Origin of the sequence: Andreprevotia sp. IGB-42 (assembly GCF_009848685.1) — a bacterium.
GTDB lineage: Bacteria > Pseudomonadota > Gammaproteobacteria > Burkholderiales > Chitinibacteraceae > Andreprevotia.
This window is the reverse complement of sequence record NZ_WXTX01000008.1, coordinates 48,881-69,324: the sequence shown is the minus strand read 5'-3', so window position 1 is coordinate 69,324 and position 20,444 is coordinate 48,881. Positions and strand designations below refer to the sequence as shown.

The 20,444-nt window shown below is 62.5% G+C and carries 24 protein-coding genes; 23 read left to right on the top strand and 1 reads right to left on the bottom strand.

Annotated features, from left to right (window positions below):
- The first annotated feature begins 62 nt into the window (after positions 1–62).
- The 4 genes from IGB42_RS13325 (at position 63) to IGB42_RS13310 (ending at position 2,000) form a co-directional block, all read left to right on the top strand.
- Positions 63–629 carry a hypothetical protein gene (locus tag IGB42_RS13325; RefSeq protein WP_159672388.1) on the top strand — a complete coding sequence of 189 codons (567 nt, stop codon included), beginning with the start codon at positions 63–65 and terminating at the stop codon, positions 627–629.
- On the top strand, positions 626–907 hold the full coding sequence (locus IGB42_RS13320) for a hypothetical protein (protein WP_159672386.1): 282 nt from the start codon (positions 626–628) through the stop codon (positions 905–907). Before IGB42_RS13325 ends, IGB42_RS13320 begins: the two co-directional genes overlap by 4 nt.
- A 163-nt stretch (positions 908–1,070) precedes the next feature.
- Positions 1,071–1,517, top strand: coding sequence for a hypothetical protein (locus IGB42_RS13315; RefSeq protein ID WP_159672384.1), 447 nt, complete (start codon positions 1,071–1,073; stop codon positions 1,515–1,517).
- 12 nt (positions 1,518–1,529) lie between these two features.
- Entirely contained in the window at positions 1,530–2,000 is a 471-nt protein-coding gene (locus tag IGB42_RS13310; protein ID WP_159672382.1) for a hypothetical protein, read from the top strand.
- Between the two features lie 46 nt (positions 2,001–2,046).
- Here IGB42_RS13310 and IGB42_RS22670 read toward each other — a convergent pair whose 3' ends face one another.
- Positions 2,047–2,289, bottom strand: a complete 243-nt coding sequence (locus tag IGB42_RS22670) for an Arc family DNA-binding protein (RefSeq protein ID WP_159672380.1) — start codon at positions 2,287–2,289, stop codon at positions 2,047–2,049.
- 89 nt (positions 2,290–2,378) lie between these two features.
- Here IGB42_RS22670 and IGB42_RS13300 point away from each other — a divergent pair, with 89 nt between their 5' ends.
- The 19 genes from IGB42_RS13300 to IGB42_RS13210 all read left to right on the top strand — a co-directional run bounded on the left by IGB42_RS13300 (position 2,379) and on the right by IGB42_RS13210 (position 20,444).
- Positions 2,379–2,561, top strand: a complete 183-nt coding sequence (locus IGB42_RS13300; RefSeq protein WP_159672378.1) for an Arc family DNA-binding protein — start codon at positions 2,379–2,381, stop codon at positions 2,559–2,561.
- A gap of 82 nt (positions 2,562–2,643) precedes the next feature.
- Positions 2,644–3,228: a BRO family protein gene (locus tag IGB42_RS13295; protein WP_236822580.1), complete on the top strand. Its 585-nt coding sequence runs from the start codon at positions 2,644–2,646 to the stop codon at positions 3,226–3,228.
- Position 3,229: 1 nt separating this feature from the next.
- The gene (locus IGB42_RS13290) at positions 3,230–3,484 is read left to right on the top strand and encodes a hypothetical protein (RefSeq protein WP_159672376.1); all 255 of its coding nucleotides are present in this window, start codon (positions 3,230–3,232) and stop codon (positions 3,482–3,484) included.
- Positions 3,474–3,716 (top strand): hypothetical protein, encoded by a 243-nt coding sequence (locus IGB42_RS13285; RefSeq protein WP_159672374.1) that lies wholly within the window; start codon positions 3,474–3,476, stop codon positions 3,714–3,716. Before IGB42_RS13290 ends, IGB42_RS13285 begins: the two co-directional genes overlap by 11 nt.
- Positions 3,706–3,900, top strand: a complete 195-nt coding sequence (locus IGB42_RS13280; RefSeq protein ID WP_159672372.1) for a hypothetical protein — start codon at positions 3,706–3,708, stop codon at positions 3,898–3,900. The genes IGB42_RS13285 and IGB42_RS13280 overlap by 11 nt, the downstream gene beginning before the upstream one ends.
- 182 nt (positions 3,901–4,082) lie before the next feature.
- Positions 4,083–6,587 carry a phage protease gene (locus tag IGB42_RS13275; protein ID WP_159672370.1) on the top strand — a complete coding sequence of 835 codons (2,505 nt, stop codon included), beginning with the start codon at positions 4,083–4,085 and terminating at the stop codon, positions 6,585–6,587.
- Between the two features lie 69 nt (positions 6,588–6,656).
- Positions 6,657–7,094, top strand: coding sequence for a hypothetical protein (locus IGB42_RS13270; RefSeq protein WP_159672368.1), 438 nt, complete (start codon positions 6,657–6,659; stop codon positions 7,092–7,094).
- A 5-nt stretch (positions 7,095–7,099) separates the two neighbouring features.
- Positions 7,100–7,726 (top strand): hypothetical protein, encoded by a 627-nt coding sequence (locus tag IGB42_RS13265; RefSeq protein WP_159672366.1) that lies wholly within the window; start codon positions 7,100–7,102, stop codon positions 7,724–7,726.
- Entirely contained in the window at positions 7,723–8,247 is a 525-nt protein-coding gene (locus IGB42_RS13260) for an HK97 gp10 family phage protein (RefSeq protein ID WP_159672364.1), read from the top strand. The genes IGB42_RS13265 and IGB42_RS13260 overlap by 4 nt, the downstream gene beginning before the upstream one ends.
- Positions 8,244–8,648, top strand: coding sequence for a hypothetical protein (locus IGB42_RS13255; protein ID WP_159672362.1), 405 nt, complete (start codon positions 8,244–8,246; stop codon positions 8,646–8,648). Before IGB42_RS13260 ends, IGB42_RS13255 begins: the two co-directional genes overlap by 4 nt.
- A gap of 9 nt (positions 8,649–8,657) precedes the next feature.
- Entirely contained in the window at positions 8,658–8,906 is a 249-nt protein-coding gene (locus IGB42_RS13250; protein WP_159672360.1) for a hypothetical protein, read from the top strand.
- 5 nt (positions 8,907–8,911) lie between these two features.
- On the top strand, positions 8,912–9,850 hold the full coding sequence (locus tag IGB42_RS13245) for a phage tail tube protein (RefSeq protein ID WP_159672359.1): 939 nt from the start codon (positions 8,912–8,914) through the stop codon (positions 9,848–9,850).
- A gap of 36 nt (positions 9,851–9,886) precedes the next feature.
- On the top strand, positions 9,887–10,231 hold the full coding sequence (locus IGB42_RS13240) for a hypothetical protein (RefSeq protein ID WP_159672357.1): 345 nt from the start codon (positions 9,887–9,889) through the stop codon (positions 10,229–10,231).
- A gap of 116 nt (positions 10,232–10,347) precedes the next feature.
- Entirely contained in the window at positions 10,348–10,617 is a 270-nt protein-coding gene (locus IGB42_RS13235; protein WP_159672355.1) for a DUF1799 domain-containing protein, read from the top strand.
- 7 nt (positions 10,618–10,624) lie between these two features.
- The gene (locus tag IGB42_RS13230) at positions 10,625–13,396 is read left to right on the top strand and encodes a tape measure protein (protein WP_159672353.1); all 2,772 of its coding nucleotides are present in this window, start codon (positions 10,625–10,627) and stop codon (positions 13,394–13,396) included.
- Positions 13,393–13,731 (top strand): phage tail protein, encoded by a 339-nt coding sequence (locus tag IGB42_RS13225; protein WP_159672351.1) that lies wholly within the window; start codon positions 13,393–13,395, stop codon positions 13,729–13,731. The genes IGB42_RS13230 and IGB42_RS13225 overlap by 4 nt, the downstream gene beginning before the upstream one ends.
- Positions 13,728–14,483 carry a phage minor tail protein L gene (locus IGB42_RS13220; RefSeq protein ID WP_159672349.1) on the top strand — a complete coding sequence of 252 codons (756 nt, stop codon included), beginning with the start codon at positions 13,728–13,730 and terminating at the stop codon, positions 14,481–14,483. The genes IGB42_RS13225 and IGB42_RS13220 overlap by 4 nt, the downstream gene beginning before the upstream one ends.
- Complete coding sequence (locus IGB42_RS13215; RefSeq protein WP_159672347.1) at positions 14,480–15,172, top strand: NlpC/P60 family protein; 693 nt, start codon at positions 14,480–14,482, stop codon at positions 15,170–15,172. Before IGB42_RS13220 ends, IGB42_RS13215 begins: the two co-directional genes overlap by 4 nt.
- Entirely contained in the window at positions 15,147–20,444 is a 5,298-nt protein-coding gene (locus IGB42_RS13210) for a phage tail protein (RefSeq protein WP_159672345.1), read from the top strand. The genes IGB42_RS13215 and IGB42_RS13210 overlap by 26 nt, the downstream gene beginning before the upstream one ends.

The following is a 20,444-nucleotide window of genomic DNA, read 5'->3' as shown; positions in this document are numbered from 1 at the left end:
AAATCGCTTTTTAGGGTTTACGCTTGCGCAAAGTGCTTTCGCAAACCGCTAGAATCGTCTGCATGACTAAGCGATTTCACCAACCGCCCAGCGGCTACGCCTTCTACGACGACACTCTGCCGCTAGCGCGCCCGGATACCTCTACGCCGCTGTTGCAAGCAGTCGTCGAGTTTGAGAACAGCATCCGTCATAACGACTTCGAAACTGGCGCTTTTTTTAGTCAAGACGGAACAATGTTGCTCCGGAAGGAAGGCCTTGCAGATCAGGTAGGCTTTGGCCACGAAAACTTGCATGCCATGCGCAACCAGTTGTTCACGCATAATCATCCTCGTGGGACGACGCTCTCTATTGAAGACATTGACCTTGCTCTTGACTATCAGCTTTCCTGTATCAGAGTGGTGGGCCCTCGAAGCAGATTTATCATGTACAAACCTGCAAAAGGTTGGCCACCATTCACACTTGTAAATGATAAATTTGAAAAAGCTAAACTTGGTGTGCACAATGAAGTTCGAAACTTAGTCAACACAGACCAGCTCGACCGACGTAACGCCGGCTCTGAAGTGTTGCACCTGCAGTTGTTGCAGGTGTGCACGGAATTGAAGCTCAGGTACATACGGGAGCAAACATGATGCATATACCGTTCAACAAGCCGCTAAAAGATCGCCGTAATGGCGATCTTGTTGTTTTCTATGATGGCCCCGACGCTTACACGCGTTCTGCGGATGCTTTTCAAGCTCAGCTTGAAGCGGAGCACGCCGCCGCCGAGGCAGCTCGTGCGGAAGCAGCCAATGCTGCAAAACCAGTCAAGCACCGCCACAGCGCTGATCAGCACTTCAACTGGCATCGTGCTGAAGTTAAAAAGCCGGCCATGATGCTGTGTGGCTATGGCATCCCGTGCAAGGATTGACCGCGCCCTTCGCCCAACAAAACCCCGCCAGCGCGGGGTTTTTTGTTGTCCGCTTGCTGCGCCTTGACGAAATAAAAAGCGCAGTACAAGCTAGCTGTAACCTTGTAACTACAACAGCGTCATAACGTTCGCAAGGCCATCTCATTGCTTACAGGAATTCTTGATGCACCTCTTTGCAAAAACCCCCATCGTTTTCAGCGATTACCGGGATAAGTACATCGACTTGACCAAGCTGTTCGACACCTTCTTGCACAACATCATTGCCCCACCTTCCGACAGCTTGAACGCGCGGATAGAGGTGCTGAGTATGGACAGCGTGTCCGACACCGCATTTACGGTCACGGCATTGGGCATTGAGCTGACTGCCGTCATGAAATTGATCGCTGATCCACGCGATGCGACCGCATGGGTAGGTATCTTCGCTCCGGGGGATAAGCAGCCTGTATTGGATTTCAAGTTCGATGGTCAGGGCAAGGTGCTGGATTTGTACCTGGAAGGCCGCGACGAGAACCCGTACATCAACCAGCATGGCAACCTGATCATGGCCCACGCCTTCATGCGTGCGCTTGAAAACCAGTCGCCTGCAGCGCCCGAAATCATCAACCTATAAAAGGTAGCAATCATGAAATATTGGGGCGTTGCACTGACGATCATCGGCTTGTTCAACATTGTGCGGGCATGGGTTGCCGACGTTTCCGTAATGGGCGGCGGCGGTGCGGCCGACCGGATCATCAACCATGGTTTGGTCGCTGACCGGCAACTCGCCATGGAATCCGGGGGCATATTCTTCTTGGCAGGCATTGTGCTGATCGTCGGCTCGCAGATCGTCGCCCTGCTGGTGAGCAGGCCTGGCGAGGCCGCGACAAGCGAAAAGCGCGCGGAACGGAGCGATGCGCCAGCGCCAGGCGTGGATCCGGCACTTGCACCGGCGTTCGAAGCCCTGCGTGCCGCGCGTGAATCGAATGGCGATATCAGGGCGGTATTGATTTTGCGTGTAGAGAACGCACTGGATGCGCTGCCAACCGACGTACTGGTATCGCAAGCAACGGTGGTCAACCGCATCCGCACGGAGCTGGCAGCGCTGAATTCATAAGCTCTGCGTAATGCTTTCCGGGTTATCCACAGGGGTTGGCACGCCATCAGCGCGGCTTGGCCAACCCCGGGCTACCCAGTAACGCAGCAAGATCAGCGCGCAATGCGCTGATCTCTTCCAGGCATCGGCTGTCTTGGCCAGTGCTCACAACACCTGCATTGAAGGTACTTTGCAGTCTCGCAACGACCTCCGCATTCATGCTGCGACCGTTTATTTTGGCTGCGTGTTCTATCTGTTCCCGCAACTCTGGCGGGACTCTCAGTTTGTATTGCGGATCTTCGCGTGACATGTAGCAATGTTGCACCACGGTGGTGTTGACATCAATTCCCCACGGTGGTTTACTTTCCAAATACCCCACGGTGGGGTACGGAGGAATGAATGGTCAAAGGTGCAAGAACGTTGCCGCAGATTAATCTACGCGTGCCACCTGAACTGAAGCAATGGCTTGCTGCAGAAGCGGCCGCAAATTGTCGGAGTCTCACCGGCCAGATCACTGCAATGCTGCTGGAGCTACGGGAACAAAACGAAAAGGCGAGGGATGCAAAGAAAACGGGCAGGTAACTACGCCCAAAAAGAAGGCCCCAAGGTGCTGTAACACCATGGAGCCGGACATCAGACCCCAAAATCGAAGCAGGAGAATCAGATGCAAGTTCAGCATACCACACCGCAAGTTATGCCCGAAGTGGGCATTATTTCCATCCATCAGTTCATGACCGACGCCAATGTCCGGGTCATTTTGAAGTCTGATAGCACCGTCTGGTTTGTTGCTGCTGACGTTTGCAGCGCGCTCGGGCTCGACAACGTAACAATGGCCCTTCGTCGCCTCGACGACGATGAAAAGGCCCTCAACAGTATTGAGGGCCTTAGCCGTATGTCGGGAGGTAATGAACAGGTGAATATCATCAGCGAATCCGGCTTGTACTCGCTGGTGCTCACCAGTCGAAAGGACGAAGCGAAACGGTTCAAGAAGTGGGTGACGGCAGAAGTACTGCCGGCCATCCGCCAGCAAGGGTTCTACCTGGCAGGCGGCGCACTTACCCGTGAACGGGTGCAGCTGGTCAAAATTGCCCGGCAGCTCACCATGGACGTTGCACGCAGCAAGGACCTGTACGCGCGCACCATGCTGACCGGTTTGCTCGGCGAGGTAGCGCAAGCACTGGGCCAGCCGCTGCCGAATCAGGCCCTGTTGCCCAAGCTGCCTGATCAACCTGCACTGCCGGGGGTGTGACATGAGCGCACCTGCATACACCGGGGCCACCCTGGGCCCCGCGGATCTGGCGGTGCTCGATGCCGCTCGCAGTAACCTGGCGGACGTGGAAACCGGGCTGGAAACGCTGGTGCGCGTGCTGCGTGAACCCCTGTGCACACTGCCACCAGCATCGCTTGCCGGGCTGCTGGCCGGGTTGGCCAGCCTGCAGGAGGTTGCGCGCGAGCAACTGGATGCATTCGTGGAGCAATACGGGGGTGACCACCATGCCGGCTGATATCTCCCCTGCCGCCGTCGGCCAGCTGGCCGCGCTGCCATTCCTGCCGCTGCTGCTGTTCCGCAACGGCGTGGTGGACTGCCTGACGCACTTGCGCCGCAACAGCCGCTACCTGCCCCCGGGCGATTGGCGCCATGTGGACAAGGAACTCGCCCGCCTGGGCAGCGCGCTTGGCGCGGTGCTGGAGCAACAACAATCCGCATTCGAGCTGGAGCATGGCGATGACCACTAGCCCGGCAACTCATACGATCTCGGTACCGATCCATTGCGACATGCAGCGCGATGGCCCGCCAGAGGAGGATTTCCGCAACTGGCTGGACCGGGGATTCCGCATCTTCTGCCTGGACAGCCTGCGTGGTGACTACGTGGCCAGGCTGACGGTACCGCTTGCACCAGGCGCTGCCACACCGCTGTAATCCTGCATTTTGGGGGCCTTTTTTGGCTGGGCCCCTTTCCCTACCCTGCTGCACAGACCGCCATTTTCCGGCGGTTCAGTGCGGCAGCGGGCCCCTCTCTCCCCGCGTGCCGTGCGACCTGAACAACAAGGGTTGCCATGCGCCTCATCAAACTCTCTGCTACCGCAGTTGCCACTGAGACAGTGCGATTCCTGTCTCGGCTCAGTGTGAACCTGAGCGAAGGCGACGAACCCAAGCAGTCCTGGATCACCCTGACCCGCACCGGCTCCTTCACGGATCCGCGCTACGGCCGCTTTGAAATCACCAGCGGCATGTTGCTGTCGATGGTGAAGAACTTCGACGCCGGCGTGTATGGCCAGGAAATCTTCATCGATGTGGAGCATGAAGCCGCCAAAGGCGCAGCAGCCACCGTGCTGCGCCTGGCCGTGGAAGGCAACCGGTTGCGCGCACTGGTGAGCTGGACCCCCTACGGCCTGCAGGCGGTACGCGACAAGAAGCACCAGTACCTGTCGGCCGAATACTGGGAAGACTTCACCGACAACGAAGCCGGCAATCGCCACGGCTGCTTGCTGGTTGGCGCCGCGCTGACCACCCGCCCCGTCATCAAAAACCTCGACCCCGTAAAGCTCTCGGAGGCCACCGGCACCACGCCGGTGCTGCTGCATCCGGAGCTCGCCTCGACCTTACTCTCGGAGATCCGCACCATGTGGGAAAAACTGATCCTCAAACTGGCAGAAAACCTGAAGCAACAGGGCCTGCCAGAAGCCACCATCACCCTGCTGTGCAACAACGCCCGCAAAGCGCTGAGCGACGGCAACATCGCCGATGCCAACACCGCGCAGGTGGTGGTCGATACCATCGAGGCGAATGTCGTGCAGCTGGCCAGCGCCCTGGCTGCCGGCAGCACCATCCAGTTGTCGGTCAACACCAGCAACACCAACCCCACCGACGTGGCTGCCCAGGTGAGCAAACAGCTGGCCGATCTGCGCGCCGCCGACGAGGCCGCCGCCAAGCAACTGAGCGAGGCCCGCGCGGCCCGCACCAAGGTATTGAGCGACGCCATCAATGCCGCTACCGCGCTCGATGAGCCCACCCGCACTGCGCTGATCGACAAGGGCAGCAAGATGCTGTCCGACGGCATGGGCGATGACCAGGTCAAGCAGCTGGGCCAGTTCCTGATCGAGAGCGCCAACGAAAACGCAGCAGCCAAGCAGCTGGCCGCCATGGGCTTTCGCCCTGCCGGCAGCGTGCATGTCACCGTTGACGATACCAAGACCATCGATGGCATGCAGGCCGAGGTGGACAAGCGCCTGAGCATTGGCGCCGAACGCAAGCCCAACGCGGTGACGGCACAAGCGATCTCGCTGGCGCTGCGCCAGTTCGACCAGGACAACGGCGCCCGCCTGTTGGCCGAGCACCGCGCACTGGCGGGCGGTGTCGGCTCGATCAGCGACATCAAGACGCCGGCGATTTTCGAGCGCACGGTACTGCGTGAATCGCTCTACAACCTGACCGGCCTGAATTTCGTCGACTTCGGTACCGCCACTTTTGCCGCCCAGGTGAGCATCCCGTACAGCTGGCGCGATGCATCGGCCGCGGGTATCAACAGCACGCGCACTTTTGAAGCCCAGGGCATCAAGCGCGCCGGCGTGAAGCAGGACTTCGAAAGCGCCTACCCGCTGCCGCAGAAGCTGGCATTCCAGGTCTCGCAGGAAATGATGCTGCTGTCGCAGAACGGCCAGATCGATTTCGACGTGATCGCCGAGAACAGCAAAAACGCCACGCGCATCATCGGCGAGGATACCGAACGCCTCATTTTCAACGAGCTGATCGATGCCGCCGACGAATTTGGCGCAATCCCCAAGACCAACGAAGCCCTGACCGGGGTGAACGGCACCAACACCGTGTTCGTGCTGAGCCAGTTCCCGGTGGTGCGCCCGCGTGTGTACCGCGATCTGAAGGGTGCGCAGATCGGCAGCACGCTGAATCCGGTGACCTTCACCTACGCCGGCGCCGCCAAAACGGAATGGGATGGCACCGGCGCCCAGTCCGCCGGCGTGTACTGGGTGATGAACTACAACCAGGGCGAGGTGATGTTCGTCGACCAGGCCGGCACGCCGATCGTGCCGCCCAATGCCACCGCCATTGTGGCCACGGCCTACAGCTACACCAGCAACACGTACCGCTTCGATACGGACCTGGGCGCCAGCACGGTCAAGGACAAGTGGGATGACTTCATCTACCGCTTCTCCCTGCGCAAGAACGTCATCGAGGATCAGCGCTACTACCGCGCCGATCTGAGCCTGATGTCCGGCACCACGATGACCGCCATCGAGCAGGCCGGCACCTTCCTCGCTGCCTACTCGAAGCCTGGTACCGACCTGACTGCCGACGGCAACCTCGGCCGGATCAAGAATGTTCCAGCGTTCAAGACCACTGCACCAGGCCTGCGCATCGGCGACCAGCGTGTGCTGATCGGCGAGCGCAACCAGACGCGCTTCCGCTTGCTGAAGCCGTGGGGCATGGAGCAGCTGCAGGACTCCCGCGACAGCTCCGGCCTGTTCACTGCGCAGAAGGAAGCCTTCGGCACGCAGTGGATTGCGCTGCACACCCCTACCCAGCTGAAGAACGCCAATACGTCGATCACGCTGTACAGCGGTACCGGCCGCGTCAACCGCGTGGGTTAACGCACTACCCCCGTAGCACCCCATGCCTGCCTGGCCTCTGCCAGGTGGGCCCATCGAGGAGAGCAAACCATGCAACAGATTCAAGTGCCGGTGACCAACACCGGCCGCGGCCTGATGTACATCGGCAGCGCCATCATTGCACCAGGCGAAACGCGCCATTTCTACCCGGACGAGCTGCCACCACACCTGCGCCCGCGTGATCCGGCCGATCCAGATCCGCGGCCCGAGCCGCCCGAGCTGGAGGCAGTACTGCTGACTGGCACCGTGGGCACCATTGTCAAAGCGCTACCGGACCTGAGCGATGCGCAGCTCGATCATCTGGGCGAGCTGGAGCAGTTGGCCCCCAACCCGCGCAAAGGCGTGCTGAGCGCTGTTGCTGAAGAACTACTGAAGCGCGGTGCACAAAAGGTTGATGGTAACGGCGCCAGCGACGCTGGCCAGGATGCACCTGCAGATCCGGCCAACGCCGCCGGCGAGCAGTCGCAGCAACCGGATCAGCAGGCGTAACCACCATGACCATGGCGCGCGCGGATCTGGTTGCGGACCTGAAAGCCTCCCTGCATGACGCGGCGGAGATTTTTGCATCACAGGATGATGCCGCCTTCGTGCGCCTGCTGGATGCTGCGGCCAGTGACCTGGTGCGTGTGCGACCGCGCATGCGCTATGCAGGATTCGATCTGGCAGCAGACCAGATCGAGCCATCCACCTATCTGCTGCCGGCGGATTTTTGCCAGTTCCACTCCCCGACATGGGGTGTTCATCATGGCATCCAGGTCTGGGAGGCCCATTACCCGGGGCGGTTGCCACAAGCGATCGTCGTCGACACCGACCAGGGCAAGGCCATCACGCTGATCCCTGCCGTTACCCCCTGCCAGTTGCAGCAGCTGGGCCGCAACTACCGCTACCGCTACTTCGGCCGGCATGAGATCGGCGATACCGCTGCAGGCACGTCCGTGGCCCTGGCGGACCGAGGCCTGCTGCTGCTGCGCGCCCAAGCCGAGGCAATGCGCGAGCTGGCCATGCGCAACATCTTCAAGCCGGTGGCGCTGCGTGACGGCATGAGCCAGGCGCCGCGCAATGGCACCCCAGCAGCGCTCTACCAGGTGCTGCTGGATGAATTCCTGGGGTGCCGCACATGAGCGGGTTCATGGAGCTGGACGCGCAGCGCATGCGCCTGGCGCTGCAGCGTGCGCCGGCGGGGCTGAACCATGTACTGGGCGGAGTGGTGGATGGCGCTGCCCAGATGGTGGCCGCAGTAGCAAAGGCAGAAGCTCCCAAGGGGCTGAATAGCCAGTTGGTCAACAGCATCCAGATCGAGCGCGCCGGCGAGCTGGAGCGCCTGGTGCGCCCCAACACCGAATACGCCCAGTACGTTCACGACGGCCGCAAGCCGGGCAAGTTGCCGGACATGCGCCCCGGATCCGACTTCATGGAATACGTGCGGCTGCGGGTGCGGCCGGATGGCAAAAAGCGCGATTTGCGCAGTAACCGCCAGTACCGTGGCTACCTCGATGACGCCTGGGGCATTGCGTTTGCCATCAAGGCGCGCGGCATCGCACCCAATCCCTTCATGGCCCGCACCTATGTCGCCACTGCCATCCCGGTGCAGGCCTACTTGCGCGCCCATACCGAAGCAGGCCTGCGGGAGCTGTTTGCATGATCAACGACCGCCTGGACACCCTGCAGCTGGCACTGGCCTTCGCCATGCCGGCATACCTGGTTACCCGCAAATGGAAAGACCCCAGCCTGCGCAATGCCACCGAGCTGACCCAGGGCGTGCTGACCATCGCCCTGCAGGGCGGTGGCGATTACGCCAACTACCCGGGCCGCGTGGCCGAGCTCGGCAGCATCGACCTGCTATTGGTCGGCAGCCTGCAGGTGGATGCCAACAACGGCGACATCGAGGCGGCGGAGCTCGCCATGGTGAATGCAGTACAGGACTTCATGCACACGCTGCCCGCAGGCCTGGGCGACATCGTGCTGAACGGCTGGCGCATCAGCGGCCAGATCGAGAGCCCACACGGCTGGGTGGTGTTCCGCCTGACCTGGCCATTTCTCTGAGGAATCGACATGCAAGACCCGATGCAAAAGCTGGCACCACCGCCCAACCCGCAAGACCACCCGGTACCCGCCTGCGGCGGCACCTTTACCCGCTGTGCCGTATCAGGCGCACTCACTGACAGCGCCAGCGAATACGTGCTGCCCGTGGCCATGGCAGCCCAACTGGCGCAGATCGATGCCGCTGCGCCGGGCGCTGACCACACCGTCACGGTGCAGGTGGATACCACCAGCCGCAAACCCGCCACCAAGAAGGATTGACCACCATGCCCGGTTCAACGCGCGTAAAAGCCGCCCTGCTGAAAAAGGAAACCACCTACGGTGTGGATGCCATGCCGGTGGGCAACAGCAACGCCATTCTGCTGCGCAATGCCAACATCACGCCGCTGGAAGCCAAGATGGAAGCCCGCGACATTGCCACGCCAGCGCTGGGGCACATGGAAGACATCCTGGTCGGCCAAAGCATGCTGCTGGAAGCCGAGCTGGAGTTCGCCGGATCCGGCACGCTGGGTGTGGCGCCCGCCTGGGGCCTGGCGCTGCAGCTCTGCAGCTTTGCCGAGGTGATCACGCCCGATGTCAGCGTGGAATACAACCCGATCTCCGCGGCAGTGCCCAGCGGCACCATTTACTACTACTACGCCGGCAAGCTGCACAAGTTGCTGGGCGCCCGCGGCGACATGACCAAGATCTCGGTTGCCGCCGGCAAGCTACCGGTGATGGGCGTGAAATACACGGCGCTGTATGGCGGCATCGCCACTGCCCCACCACCCGGCACGCTGGACCTGAGCGCCTGGCAAAAGCCGGAGGGCGTCAACAAGGCCAATACCAGCATGGCGAACGTGCACGGGCTGAATACCCCGTTCTACGAGTTCGAGATGCAGCTGGCCAACACCGTGGTGCACCGCGACCTGCCTGGCAGGGAAGACGTGGTGATCACCGATCGCGCACCGGTGGGGTCGATCGTGATCCCGGATCCGGACCTCAACAGTTACAACTTCTTCGATGCGGTGCGCCTGGCCACCGTCGGCGCCTTCTCGTTCCTGCACGGCACCACCGAGGGCAACCAGGTGAACGTGAACAGCAACTACCTGCAGGTGACCGGCGCCAGCTACGAAGACCGCGACAAAGACGTGGCGCTGAAGCTGGCCCTGAAGTTCACGCACGGCCCCACCGGCAACAACGATTTCTTCATCCGCTCGCAGTAAGCGGGTCAATCCCTGCCCACTCTCAAAGGAAAAACCATGTTCAAGCTCCCCAAACCCGATGAGCGCCTGAAGGTCTCCGTACCGGTATCGATCCCGGTACCGCAGGACGGCGGCACCGTCCGGAAGCATGAAATCGATGTGACGTTCGAGCTGCCCCTGCAGGACGAAGTTGACCAGGTGCTGGCCCGCCAAGACGAAGACGCACCGGACCTGATCGAGAAATACATAGTGGGCGCAGACCGGATTCAGGACCACGCCGGCAACCCCATGCCGTACTCCGATGAACTGAAAACCAGCCTGCTCAACGTCACTTATGCCCGCAAGGCCATCACCAGGGCGTTTTTCGCCACGCTGGCCGGCGAGGGCCGCCGGGGAAACTGATCGGGGCGGCCCGCCACTGGGCTGGCACACCGGTCCGCCCCAAGCGCCCACCGAAAGAACTGGCGGCAGAAGCCGAGGCCCTGCGGGGCCTTGGCCTCTCTCCCCGGGAAATTGCCATGGTGCAGCGTGAAACGGATCCGGCCGAGCCAGAGGAATACGTTATCTGGCCGGACAACGCCCGGGCACTGGATTTGTTCCTGCGGCTGCGCACCCAGTGGCGCGTACTGGTGGGTTTCGGCGGCATCCAGTTCCAGGGCATTGACCTCATTGCCATCCAGGCGCTGTTCCAGCTGCTGCACATACCCCGGCACCAGCACCGCCAATTGACCCAGGACCTGCAGCTGATGGAAGCCGTAGCCCTGCCCCTTTTGAACCACTCGGATTGAACGACGCATGAGCGAACAAACGATCGGCATACGCATCAAGGCGGACGGCAGCGGCTTTGTAGGTGAAGCACGGCAAGTCACTGCCGAGATCGACCGTATCGAGAAAGCCACCGTCAAAACCCGCACAGAGGGTGATCGCTTCATCTCGTCGCTGAAGGAAGAAGCGCAGGCATTGGGTAAGACCCGCAGCCAACTGCTCGAGCTGAAGGCGGCGCAACTGGGCGTTGCGGATTCAGCACGTCCGATGATTGCCGCAATGCGTGAGCATGAAACGTCGTCCGGCTTCGTGAGCCGGCTTGCCGGCGCCTTCACAGCTCTGGCAGCCACAATTGCCATCACCGTCGCCGCCATCGTTGCACTGGCTGCACCTCTCATCGATGCGCAAATCCATGCGGAGAAGTTGCGCACGACCCTTTCCTTTGCAAGCGGCAACGATCTGGCCCGCACTGCAGAGTCGTACGCCTATATCAGCGGGATGACTCAACGGCTAGGCCTAGACTTCCGCTCCACTGCTGATTCATACGCGAAGTTCGCTGCGGCAACCCGTGGATCATCGTTGGAAGGGCAGGCAGCACGGGACGTGTTTGAGGGCGTAGCACGGGCCAGTGCTGCCATGGGCCTGTCCTCAGAGGAGAGCGGCCGGGCACTACTCGCGTTGACCCAGATGATAAGCAAAGGGCGGATCACAGCAGAAGACTGGCGGGGTCAGTTGGCAGAAGCGTTGCCCATCGCCAACCAGACAATGGCTACATCTCTTGGCGTAACCACCTCCGAGCTGGCAAGGATGCTGGATCAAGGTGAGCTGACCATCAGCATGCTGCAAAAATTTTCGTTGCAGCTCAAAGCGGACACTGTTGAAGCCGCCAATGCTGCAGCCGACGGCATGCAGGCCGCCACAAATCGCATGGCCAGCGCGTGGGAGCAGCTCAAGCAGGGCATTGCTGACTCGGGCGTGGGCGACACCATCAAGGGCCAGATGAACATCGCCACCGATGCGATGAATGATTTCACAGCATCGATCGCGCAAGCGAAGCGGGAAGGGTCGGGCTTCTTCGGCCAAGCGTGGGCTGGAACCAAGGCGGCGGGCCGCTTCGCCAATCCGATCAACGCATTCTCGTACACCCCACAGTCTGGCGAAGCCGGTATGAAGTACCTGCTCGAGCAACGCAGGAACCTGCAGCTCGGCTCGAAGGGGGATGCATCAGGGAACCGAGCTGAGCAGTTACGGCAGCTCAACATGGATATCGCCAAATTCTCGGCCAAGTTTCCAGAACTGGCATCGATGGCCGGCACCAGTAGTGCAGGACCTACCGCGACCACGGCTGCCGATCAGCTTGCTGGCTGGTCAAGGGAATCGTCGCAGCGCCGGGAAGAGAATAAAAAGGGCTGGGATACCTACTACGCCACGGTGGAGAACCGCGCAGAGAAGCACGCCCGCAAGTTGAAGGATTTGGACGAGAAAGCGGCGCAGTACGGTATTGGCAAGGACAGTGCCGAATACAAGCAGGCTGTTGCAAACATCGATAAAGAGTTCGAAGCCAAACAGACCAAAGCTTCAAGGCAAGCCGAGAACGCATACAACGACCTGCTGAAGCGGTTGCAGAGTGGGAAGCTCGCTGCGGATCAGGGACTGGATTATGCGCAACGCGGGCAGGATCCAAAGACACAGCGAAACCAGGACGAGCTCAACCGCTTCCTGAAAGCGGACAACCGCGCCGACGGACTGAGCAAAAGCCAGGTGGCCAACCTTCGTGCTGAAGCCACGGCGGCCGATGCCGCTGAGCAGGCGCTGCGCGATTACCAGTTCACCATCAAGAGCGGATTGGACCTCGCCGCCGATGTGGACCGGGCCAAGGACCGTGAGGCAGCGCTCAATGCGCGCTGGGGTGACAGCCTGGCCGACGCCGACCGGCAAGTGCAGGACCAAAACCAGGCGCTGCGTGAGCAGATTGCCTTGATGGGCGTGCACGGCCTGGCGCGTGAGCGGCAGATTGCCTTGAACCGCCTGGACAACCGGGTACGCGATGTAGAACGCGCACCAGGCTCGACCACCGAGCAGATCGAGGAAGCGCGCACGCTAGCAGCGAGAAACCGGGAAGAGATCAACTCGACATTCGACGACCTGGGCACTGCCCAGGGCAACGGGCTGGCCGGCTGGAAAGCAGGCTGGGGCGAGTACGTATCCGCTGCACAGGATGCGTACAGCCAGATGAAGGACTTCGGCCGCAACACCTTCAACACACTGGGTGATGCCGCGGCCGAGTGGACCACCACCGGCAAGCTCAACGTGCGGGACATGGCCCGGTCCATCCTCGGCGACCTGAGCAAGATCGCCGCCCAGAAAGCCATGGTGGCCATCGCTGGCAGCTTCTTTGCCAACGGCGGTGCTTTTGGCGCCAGCGCCGGCGATGTGAAGCCGTTCGCCAACGGCGGCACCTTCTCCAACCAGATCTACAGCAGCCCCACCCTGTTCAAGTTCGCCCAGGGCGGCCGCTTCAACCTCGGCGTGATGGGCGAGGCCGGCGACGAGGCCGTGATGCCGCTGACCCGCGGCCCGGGTGGCCGTCTTGGCGTGGCCATGTATGGCGGTGCCGGTGGGAGTGGTGACCAGGTCTACGTTTCCATCACGGTGAACGCAGAAACCGGCGAAACCACGCAGTCCGGATCTGCTGGCGATTGGGAAGCCATGACCCAGCGCATGAGCAAGGACATGCGCAGCATTGCACGGGAAGAGATCGCCCTGCGCGAACGCAACAAGGCAGCGGGGATCAGGGGATGACGCTGCAGACCTTCAGCTGGATCCCGGACAATAAGCAATCCGAGAAAGCCAAGGCCCGGGTACGTAAGACCCCCTTTGCCAAAGGCTTCGTCCAGCGCGCCCGTGATGGGCTGAACAATATCGATCGCAGCATTCCGCTCAGCTTCACCGTGCGTGAACTGACCGAGGTTTCTGCCATCAATGCCTTCCTCACCGCCCATGGTGGCGTTACGCCGTTCCTCTGGACCAGCCCAACGGGCCAGGCGGGCAAGTGGATTTGCGAGGAGTGGGAAGCCTCCCGCATCAACGCCGTTTACGGCAGCTTGACCGCCACTTTCACACTGGATTCGCTATGACCATCGCCCAGGAATACCCGGGCGCAGCGCCCAACGATAGCCAGCTGGCGCTGCTCGCATCGCTGCAGCAGCTGGACCAGGACGGCGATATCACGCTGTGGCTGGTGGATACCACGCACCTCGGCGGCGGCATCACGCGCTGGGCAGACCAGGTCAACCAGTTCGGCGAGCCCATCGTGTTCCAGGACGAGCCCTTTATACCGGTGCCCCTGCAGGCGAGCGGATTCGAGTGGGCCGGTGATGGCTCGATGCCCCGGCCCAAGCTGATCATCGGCAACGTCAATGGCGCGGTAACCATGATGCTGGAGAGCCTGGGCGGCGACCTGGTCACCGGCAAGGTGTACCGCCTGCGCCTGAAGACCAGGCACCTGGACGCGGTGAACTTCCGCGAAGGCAACCCGCGCGCCGATCCTGCTGCGCATTTCCCGCTGGAACAGTGGGAGATCAAGCAGAAGGAAGGCGAAAACTGGGAGGTCGTCACCCTCGTCCTGGGCAGCAAGACCGACCTGATGGGCGTCACCATGCCCAACTCGCGCATCACCGCCCGCACCTGCACCTGGCGTTACAAAGACACCAGCGGCGGCTGCAGGTGGGTGCCGGTACCGGGCAAATATTTCGACGTGTACAACCAGCCGTGCACGCCCGACATGGACAACTGCAGCCACAACGAGGGCGGCTGCAAGCTCCGGTTCGGCGAAACCGCCGTGCTGCCGGCACGCATTTTCGTTGCAGCAGCGCAGGCTCGCCGATGATCCGCGCTGCCTTTGAACAGCTCGCCCGTGACGCTGGCCAGCGCGAGGCTGTCGCACTGGTGATCGATGCCGGCGACAGCTGGACGCTGTGGCCATGCGACAACGTGCACCCCGAGCCCACCCAGTGCTACCAGGTGTCGCCGGCGACGTGGCTGGCCGCGTCCCGCGCCGGCCGCATTGCCGCCGTGCTGCACAGCCATCCGGACAGCTCGCCACCCAGTCAGGCCGACATCGATGCAGCAGCTGCATTTCGTCTGCCGCATCACGTCTACGCCGTCGGCGCCGCTGCCTGGTACTGCATCCCTGCAGGGCGTCGCTACACCGGCCGGCCGTTCGCCTGGGGCACTGCCGATTGCTGGAGCCTGGTGCGCGATTGGTACGCCAGCGAGCTGGCCATCTGGCTGCCGGGCACCGAGTGCTGCAGCCGGCCGGATTGGGAGCTGGACGAGCCTGACGCGTTCCTCACCCGCCTGCGCCGCTACGGCTTCAGCGAGATCGCGCACAGCGAGGCGCGGCACGGCGACGTGCTGCTGTTTCGCCTGCAGGCCGGCCAGTGCAATCACAGCGGCGTGTTGCTCACCGATAACCGCCTGCTCCACCACATTGAAAACCGCTATTCCATCGTCGACGAGTTCGACGGTGTCTGGCGCCGGACCCTGACGCATGCCCTTCGCCACCGAAATTCGTAACATCTATCTGCATGGGCCTCTGGGCGAACTGTTCGGGGAACATCACGCACTGGCCGTGAGCAACCCGGCCGACGCCGTCAACGCGCTGTGCGCCCGCTATCCCGAGTTCGAGCAGGAACTACGCCGGCAGGCGCGGGCCAATGTCGAATGGGTGATCTTGGCCGATGGGGATGCGCTGGCCATCGATGAGCTGCAGCTGTACCGCGGGGCCCACGTCGATTTCCATTTCATCCCGCAGCCGGCCGGCGCCAAATCGAAGTGGGTCGGCATCGCGATCGGGGTGATTCTGGCCGTAGTCACCTATGGCCAGTCGCTGTGGGCGACCCCGATCTTTGCGGCAGGTTCGACCGGCTATGCGGCCGCCATGGGGCTGGCCACGTCGCTGATCATTGGCGGCGTCACGCAGTTGTTTGCACCGCACCCGGCCAGCAGCGACATGGCAGATCGCGGCTCGTCGTATGGCTTTGGCGGACCAGTCAGCCAGTACGGCGAGGGCTTGCCGATTCCCATCGTGCTCGGCCGGATGATCGTGCCGGGCATTGCTGTCGTCACGGGCCAGCGCATCAAAGACATTTCGCGCGACGGCAAAGTCCAGAGCGAAGCCTGGCTGCACGTCGTCGACGTGATCGCCGAGGGGCCAGTCGCTGGCTTGGCGCATGGCGACCCGATGCAGGACGTCTATCTGGGCGAGGTGCCCATCGGCCGCATGGAGAACCCGCCGAGCTTCGCGTTCATGCGCGGTACCGCCGACCAGCCGCTGCTGGTGCACGACAGTGCCGTCGGCGCCAGCTCGCTGGAGCAGGAAATCCCCGACGGCCGCGAGATCCGCTTCGACGGCTCACCATACAACCTGCCGATCAGTGCCGGCAGTGCTGACTATGTGCGGCTGACGTTCCAGGTGCCCGGGCTGGGCTACCAGAACGACGGCGGCGGGCTGGATGCGCGTTCCATCAAGCTGGCATTCGAGGGCAATACCGGCAGCGGCTGGTTTGCGCTGCGCATGACCGACAGCAGCCGCTCGATGCACCAGCAAGACTGGATTGCCACGGCACCGGCAGTACTGGGCAATGGTCGCTACCAGATCGAGGTCGGCGCCGAGGCTGCAGCTGCTGCGCGTTTCTTCGCTGTCGCTACTTACCCAACCATTCCGGCCGATGGGCCCAGCAACGTCAATTCGCTGGCCTCGGTCAGCCTGGTGCTGCGTGCCGGCATCCAGGTACAGATCAATGGCGTCTGGGGTGAGGTGCAATGGGGCGGTGAGCAAGCCTATGGGGCCGACTCGCTGTGGCAATCGCCTGGCGGGAATGGTGGCGGCGTCATTGGCGGCATTGGCCCAGGCAGTAACGGTGAAGGCGGCGGCAACGGCTCAGGTGCACCGAGCAAGCTGCAGACCCGGGTTTCCCTGGACAGTGGCGAGTTGGCCAGCTTGGCGCCGAAGGCATTTACGGTGCCCACCCGCGTGCTGCTGGAAGTGCTGCGGGCCGAGTACGTGGTCAACACGCGCGCGGCCGGGACCAACATCAACACCACGTACCCGCTGGCATTCGCCGTATCCGGAGAGCAATGCGCGATCCGTAGCGACATCGAGCTGGTCGATGCGATCTCCGGCACCTACCAGTTCAGCGTCACGCTGCAGCGGCCTGCAGGCAGCGACCCGTGGACGCTGCGCGTGCGCCGCCTCACCTGGGACAGCAGCAACAGTCGTCTGCAGACCAGCCTGTTCCTGTCGAGCTATACGCAAGTATTCCTGGAGAAATACAACTGGCCCTACACGGCGTATGCGTCGTACTGGATCAGGGCCAAGGACTACCCGAACCTGCCCGACCGCGCCATCGATCTGCGCGGATCGTGCGAGATCGATATCCCCGCCAACTACGACCCACTGACCCGCACCTATGCCACCACCGGTGCCGGCACCAATAACGGCGGCTGGAACGGCGAGTTCAAGAAGGCGTGGACCGACAACCCGGTCTGGCATTTCCTGTTCCTGAGCCTGGCAAAGCGCGGCGGGCTGGGTGATTACCTCTCGGCCGAGCTGTTCAACAAGTGGGCGCTGTACCGTATGGCGCAGTTCTGCGACGAGCTGGTGCCAGATGGGTTGGGTGGGTTGGAGCCGCGCTTTGCATGCAACATCCGCTACGCCGACGAGACGCAAGCGCTGCGTGTGCTGACCGAGCTGAGTGCGGTGTTCCGGGGTCTGGTGTATTGGGGTGCATCGGGCGTGGTGATCTGCCAGGACCGCCCGGATGACCAGCTGTCTGCGGGCTTCAACCCGACCAATGTATTTGAGGGCCGCTTCGAGTATCCCGGTACCGACGTATCCACCCGCGCGGCCATCTACAGCGTGACTTGGCAGAACCCGGCCAACTTCTACCGCGCCGAGGTGAAGCGCTACGAAGGCGTTGACCCGTTCAGTGGCCGCAGCTTGATCGAGAAGTACGGCATCACCCGCGAGAAGTCGGTCGCCGGCTTGGGCATCTGCAGCGAAGCCATGGCACTGCGTGCGTGCAAGTGGGCGTGCTACACGGACTGGGCCGAGTGGGAGCCGGTCACGTTCAAGGTTGGCGCCGACGGCGAAGTGCTGCGGCCGGGTGACCTGATCGAAGTGAGCGACCCGCTGAAGGCTGGCGAGGAAAGAGGATTCCGCATCCTGGCCATCGATGGCCACCAGTTCACGCTGAACGAGCCGCTGACTTGGTCTGCCGGCATGCAGCTGGTGTGGTACGACTATGGCGTGCACCCGATCGCCCGGCGCGTGTATGCGGTGTCGTCGTTTGCCGGCGCGCAAAGCGTCGTCACAGTGACCACCAGCGAGCCAGTGATGCCACGCCTGGAAAGCCCGGTCATTGCCGAGTCGGACGATCTGCACCCGCCCCGGTACCGGGTGATTGCGTTCAATGAAGACGAACGCCAGGTCAGTGCAATCCGCACCCACCCGGACAAGCTCTCGTTCGTGGAAAAAGACCAGGTGTTGCGCCCGGTCGACACCACCAATCTGCCGGACCTGCACGCATTGCCGCCCACGCCGACCGCGCTGGCGGTGCGCGACGAGGTGTACAAGGATGCCGGGCAGACCACCCGCAACCGGCTGATTGCCAGCTGGCAAGGCGGCGCACCCGGCGTGCGTGGCTACATCGTCGCCTGGCGCCGTGCCGGCACGCTCTATTACGACGAGCAACCCGAGACCCTGAACAACAGCCAGGCGCTGCAGCCGGTAGAGGCTGGCGCCAAGTACGACGTGAAGGTGTGGGCGCTCAATCTGGTCGGCCGTCGCTCGCTGCCGGCAGAGCTGCTGGCCTACGAGCCGACCGCGACCGGGCCCATACCGGAACAGGTGATCCTGCAGCTGGATGGCCCGTTTACCAGCATCGGCCTGCGCGTGCACTGGGAGCCGATATCGGTCGCCGCCGGCTACGAGATCCGCTTCGAGGATTTCGCGGGCAACCTGGTACACCGTCGGGATCTCGGCCTGGCTACTCAGTACGGCTATTCGCTCGATGCGATGCGGGCCGAGGGCGGGCCGTGGCGCTGGTTGCGCGTGAAAGTCCGCGCCATCGATGCATTCGCGCAAGCCGGTGAATGGGGCGTGCTCGATGCGCAAAACCCGCAAGCTGCAGCACCGGCACTGACGCTCACTGCCGGCGGCATGGCGGTATCCGCGAAGTTCACCACGGCAGATACGGATACGCTTGGCTTCCTGCTGTGGCTATCGACCGAGCCCAGTTGCCCGACCACCGACATTACGCTGGTTTACGAGGGCAATACACCGTCTGCGCAGATCGGCAGCCTGTCGGGCGGTCCGCTGATATTGGGCACCACCTACTATGCCCGCGCCTCCGCATTCGACGCATTCGGCCGCGACAATCTGAATTACAGCGGCGTGGTGTCGGTCACCACGCAAGACATCACCCAGATCATCAAGGAACTGGGCGGGCTGGGCCCGGAAGCGTTGACGCCGGAGCTGATCGAGCAGCTGAACAAGCTGGGCATCCTGGAAGGCGTGGATCTGGGCGCGATCATCAATGCGGCCGATCAGCAGGGCAAGCTGGCCATCGCCCAAGCCTACGCGCTGCTGGGGCAGGAACAGGGCTGGGAAAAGCGCCGCGCCCTGGGCAATACCGTTGCAGGCGTGCGCCGTGACGTGACCGTGATCGCGGATGGGCTGGAGGCGGAAGCCACGCAGCGCGAAACGCTCGCAGTGCAGGTCGGCCAGAACACGGCAGCCATCGTCACCGAGCAGACCGCCCGCGTAAATGCCGACTGGGCATTCAGCGCGCAAATGACCGTGCTGCAGACCGATTACTTCGGCAACAAAGCCACGGTGCAGCAGACGCTAACCAGCCAGGCCAGCGCGATATCGGCCGCCAGCTCGGCCATCACCACGTTGAGTGGCCAAGTGGGATCGAACACGGGCGCCATCACCGACATCCTGACGCTCAACATCGGCACCGGTACCGCGCTGGCCACGAAGTTCAGCAACCTGACCACCAGCGTGAACAACCACACGTCGAGCATTTCGGTGCTGCAATCGTCGGTGGATGGCCTGGGCAGCCAGTGGGCGGTCACCATCGTGGACACCGGCCCCTACGGCAAGAAGGTCTCCGGCATCAAGTTGGCCTCGGGCGTCAGTGGTACCTCGTTTGACGTGTTCTCGAACGTGTTCCGTGTATCGATGCCGGATGGCTCAGGCAGCAAACAAGTGTTCGTGGTCGGCACGCTGAGCGATGGCAGCTCGGGAGTAGGGATCAACGGCAACCTGTTCGTCGATGGCAGCATCTATGCCCGCTCGCTCGCCGTCACGTCGCTCGCAGCGATCACCGCCAACCTCGGCACCGTTACTGCCGGGGTCATCCAGTCGCCGACCGGGCTGATGTTCCTGAACCTGCTCACCGGCTATGCCGAGTTCAGCAACATCAAGGTCAACGGCCAGATCATCGCCACGGACAACATGCAGTACGGCGCGGTCAGCACGGGCGCAACGGTGAGCCTGCCGACCGGTGGCGCATCGGGCAGCGCATCGATCACCGTCAGCGTGCCGGCGGGCGGCGTGGTGGTGCTGTTCTGCTCGGGCTACTTCAACACCAGCAGCGGTGGCACGCCGCTGACCGGCGCGACGTACAGCCGCTCCGGCTGGTCCGAGCAAGCCGCAAACCACAACACCGATCTCTCGCCGCCTGCCGGCAGCGTCACCTACACCGTGTCCTGGTCGACCGGTGCGCCAGGCGCTGCGCTGCAGTACGGCAAGTTGACCGTCATCGTTCTCAAGAGGTAA